The organism is Streptomyces sp. NPDC050263 (assembly GCF_040655955.1).
GTDB lineage: Bacteria > Actinomycetota > Actinomycetes > Streptomycetales > Streptomycetaceae > Streptomyces.
The window spans coordinates 1-3,668 of record NZ_JBFAKW010000249.1 but is presented as its reverse complement, the minus strand read 5'-3'; the positions used below and the strand labels follow the sequence as shown (position 1 = coordinate 3,668).

At 67.0% G+C, this 3,668-nt stretch carries 3 protein-coding genes and 3 pseudogenes; 2 read left to right on the top strand and 4 right to left on the bottom strand.

Annotated elements, in window-relative coordinates; all coding sequences use genetic code 11:
• Positions 1 to 109 precede the first annotated feature (109 nt).
• Positions 110 to 310, top strand: a complete 201-nt coding sequence (locus AB0J04_RS45485; protein WP_363174614.1) for a hypothetical protein — start codon at positions 110 to 112, stop codon at positions 308 to 310.
• Positions 311 to 364: 54 nt separating this feature from the next.
• Here AB0J04_RS45485 and AB0J04_RS45480 read toward each other — a convergent pair.
• The 4 genes and pseudogenes from AB0J04_RS45480 to AB0J04_RS45465 all read right to left on the bottom strand — a co-directional run.
• A pseudogene (locus AB0J04_RS45480) lies at positions 365 to 886 on the bottom strand (alpha/beta hydrolase); the annotation flags it as partial.
• Positions 883 to 1,245, bottom strand: a pseudogene (locus AB0J04_RS45475) (alpha/beta hydrolase); the annotation flags it as partial. The pseudogenes AB0J04_RS45475 and AB0J04_RS45480, both read right to left, overlap by 4 nt.
• Before the next feature lie 114 nt (positions 1,246 to 1,359).
• Positions 1,360 to 2,922 (bottom strand): cytochrome bc complex cytochrome b subunit, encoded by a 1,563-nt coding sequence (locus tag AB0J04_RS45470; protein ID WP_363174613.1) that lies wholly within the window; start codon positions 2,920 to 2,922, stop codon positions 1,360 to 1,362.
• A gap of 90 nt (positions 2,923 to 3,012) precedes the next feature.
• Entirely contained in the window at positions 3,013 to 3,276 is a 264-nt protein-coding gene (locus AB0J04_RS45465) for a WhiB family transcriptional regulator (protein ID WP_363174612.1), read from the bottom strand.
• A gap of 233 nt (positions 3,277 to 3,509) precedes the next feature.
• On the opposite strand from AB0J04_RS45465, the pseudogene AB0J04_RS45460 reads away from it, so the two are divergent.
• Positions 3,510 to 3,668, top strand: a pseudogene (locus tag AB0J04_RS45460) (RNA polymerase subunit sigma); the annotation flags it as partial.

Genomic DNA, 3,668 nt, shown 5'->3' with positions numbered 1-3,668 from the left:
CGACACACCCCACCCAACGCCACACCCCGGCCCGAGGACACCCCCGGACCGGTCACACCATACGAATCAACGACCCGCGAAGTACGGGCCTAGAAACGGGGAGATCCGGATGACCTCCGTCACGGAGAACCGTGTCGACCTCGCGGCCACGGTCGTGTCCCTGGCCGCCGAAGCCACCGAGCTGCGCACGCGCGTCCACGAGCTCCGCCGGGAACTCGTCGACCTCGACGAGCGGATGGCGGCCATCTCACAGGCGCTGCGCCGGTTTCCTTCCTCCACCACGACTTCCCACACCGCGGCTTCCCGCTGAACGCACGAAAGGGCGGGGCGGCGTCCTGCCGCCCCGCCCTGCTGTGTGCGCCGGTCAGCGGACCGTGCGCGCCGCCTTCTCGATGAGGTCGGCGACGGCGTCGGGACGGGACACGCTCACCGCGTGCGAGGCCCGGACCCGCACCGTGTGCGCCTTGGCGCGCTCGGCCATGAACGTCTGCGCCTGCGGCGGGACGTTGAGATCCTCGGTGGCCACCAGGACCCAGGACACAACGGTCTTCCAGGCCGGCTCGGAGGCGCCCTCCTCCAGCGCGGCGCTGGTCACCGGGCGCTGGGTCACCGCCATCAGGTCGGTGGTCGCCCTGGGCACGTCCGCGGCGAACTGGCCATGGAACTTGCCCTGTTCGATGGAGAGGTCCGTCCCCTGCGAGCCGTCCGGCAGAGTGACCGGGACGGGGCGCAGCGCCTCGCCGAGCGTGCTGCCGGGGAACTTGCCCGACAGTTCCGGCGCGCTCTCGCCCTTCTCCGGAACGAAGGCGGCGATGTACACGAGCGCCTTGACGTTGTCGGCGCCCCGGGCGGCGTCGCTGATGACCGATCCGCCGTAGGAGTGGCCTCCGGTGAGCGGTCGTACTCGACGAACACGACGGCGACGTCCGCCCCGACGGCCAGCTCGCGCACCAGACGGTCATGGGTGCCGGCATTGCCGATGACCCAGCCGCCGCCGTGCACGTAGAGGACGACCGGCAGTGCGCCCTGGCTGCCGACGGGCTTGACGACGCGTACCTGCACATCGCCCACCTCGGCGGAGACCGTGAACCACTTCTCCTCCACGTCCGGCTTCTCGACCGGCGCGGCCTGGAGGTCGTCCAGGACCTTGCGGGCGCCCTCCGGGCCGAGTTCGTACAGGAAGGGCGGGCTGGCCGTCGCGTCCGCGAGCTCCTGAGCCGCAGTCTCAAGAACGGGCTTGGTCATGAGGTGCACTCCTTGGGTCGGCTGGCTCGTACCTGCTCTCACCCTCAAGGACAGGACAGGTGCTGACGGTGTGACAGCACCGCGGAAAAAGGGCCGGCGACGCCGAGGGGCGGCTCAGTGTCTGCCGGTGATCTCCTTGTATTCCTGCTCGGTCGGCTTGGTGATCTGCGTGTCCTCGCCGTAGAAACTCCGGCTGAGCCGCGCACGCAGGCGCCGGGCGAGACCGGATCCGTCATCCGGGCCGGCCGAAATCGGCTGGTACTGCTCGTGCTGTGTGAGGGCGTGCAGTCTTTCCTGGCTGAGCGGCTCGTGCACCTCGACGAATTCGCCGTGCGGAAGTCGCTTGATGACGCCGGTCTCACGGCCGTGCAGCACTTTGTCACGGTCCTGGCGCTGGAGGGCCAGCGCAATCCGGCTCGCCACGAGATAGGCCAGCACGGGCACGACGAAGAGACCGATGCGAACCGCCCACGTGACCGATTCGACCGAGACATGGAAGCGAATGGCGATGACGTCGTTCGCGGCGCCGATCGTGGCCACCAGATAGAAGCCGAGCCATGCGACACCCAGTCCCGTACGCACCGGGCGATTGCGCGGCCGGTCGAGGAGGTGGTGATCACGATCGTCATCGGTCACCCAGGCCTCGAGGAACGGATAGGCGCCCATGGCGAGGAACAGCCCCAGGCCCACCGACAGGGGGATCAGGTTGTCCAGGGCCAGGGTGTGGCCCCAGAAGGCGATCTCCCAGCCCGGCATGACGCGCAGCAGCCCGTCCGCCACGCCCATGTACCAGTCGGGCTGCGATCCCGCCGAGACCTGGTCAGCCCGGTAGGGGCCGTACGCCCAGACCGGGTTGATCTGCGCGACCGCGGCCATGACGAAGATGACTCCGCAGACCAGCGAGAAGTAGCCGGCGGACTTCACGAGGCGGACCTTGAGCGGAACTCCGACCACGTTCTTGTCGGTGCGCCCCGGACCCGGGTATTGGGTGTGCCGGTGGCGCAGGACCAGGATCAGATGGGCGACGAGCAGCGCCACCATGAGGGCCGGGATGAGCAGGACGTGGATCGTGTTGAAACGCGCCACCAGATCGTTCCCCGGGAACTCGCCTCCGAAGAGGAACATCGCGATGTAGGTTCCGACGATCGGGATGGAGAGAATCGTTCCGTGCACGACCATGAGCCCGGTCCCGGAGAGAAGATCGTCCGGAAGGTCGTATCCCGTCAGCCCCGCGAACATTCCGAGGACGAGCAGCAGGAATCCGAAGAGCCAGTTGAGTTCACGGGGCTTACGGAAGGCGCCGGTGAAGAAGACGCGCATCATATGGACGAGCATGGCGCCGACGAAGACCAGTGCCGCCCAGTGGTGGGCCTGCCGGATCAGCAGTCCGCCGCGGACGTCGAAGGAGATGTGCATGGTCGAGTTGAACGCCTCCGACACCAGCTGGCCGCGCAGCGGTGCGTAGCTGCCGGTGTACTCCACCTGGTTCATCGACGGATGGAAGTACAACGTCAGATACACGCCGGTCACGATGATGATGATGAAGCTGTAGAGGCAGATCTCGCCCAGCATGAACGACCAGTGGTCCGGAAAGGCCTTACGCGCTTTCGCCCTGACCTGGCTGTACACACCCAGGCGCCCATCGGCCCATGCGGCAACCCTTTCCCCTTTTTCCATCCCCTTACCACCGTTCATGAATCGTCCATGAGTGTTGTGCTCGAATCACTGGAAATCAGCAAGGTCCACGCCCCTGTACGGCGGTTGCCGTCACGCTGCGGTGATGACCGAGTCCTCGGTCCGACGGATCCTGCGCCGCCGCAGCGCACGGCGTTCGCTCTCCGTCGTGCCACCCCAGATGCCTTCCACCTGGCCCACCTCCACCGCCCAGTCGCGGCACTGCTCCAGGACGGGGCAACGGCCGCACACGGCCTTCGCCTCCTCGATCTGGTCGAGTGCCGGACCGGTGTGTCCTACGGGGAAGAACAGATCAGGGTCCACACGCAGGCAAGCTGCCCGCTCGCGCCAATACACGGAGTAGCCTCCTCGTTCAGCAGCCAGGGGAGAACAAACCGCTTTCTCGTCTCCGCGAGGCGGTACCGGTTGCTGACCATGAGACCGGGCAATGGGCGCATCTGTGACAGGCGGCCGCTGCCCCGGTTACCGGTGTCACAACATTCAGGGGTGTCCGGTCTCACTGGTTGAGCCGAGTTGAAAGAAGTGTGTCGTGCGTGAGGACTCGCTGAAGCCGTCAGGGAGGGTGCTCCATGGACCAGGCTGACACGGCGCCGATCGGGGAACTGCTCGACGAGCGTCGGTATCTGCTCGACGTGGCCTACTGGATGCTGGGGAGCGCGGGTGAGGCGGAGAGCGTGGTCGAGGAGACCTACCTCCGGTGGTACGGGCTGTCCGACGCGGAGCGGGCC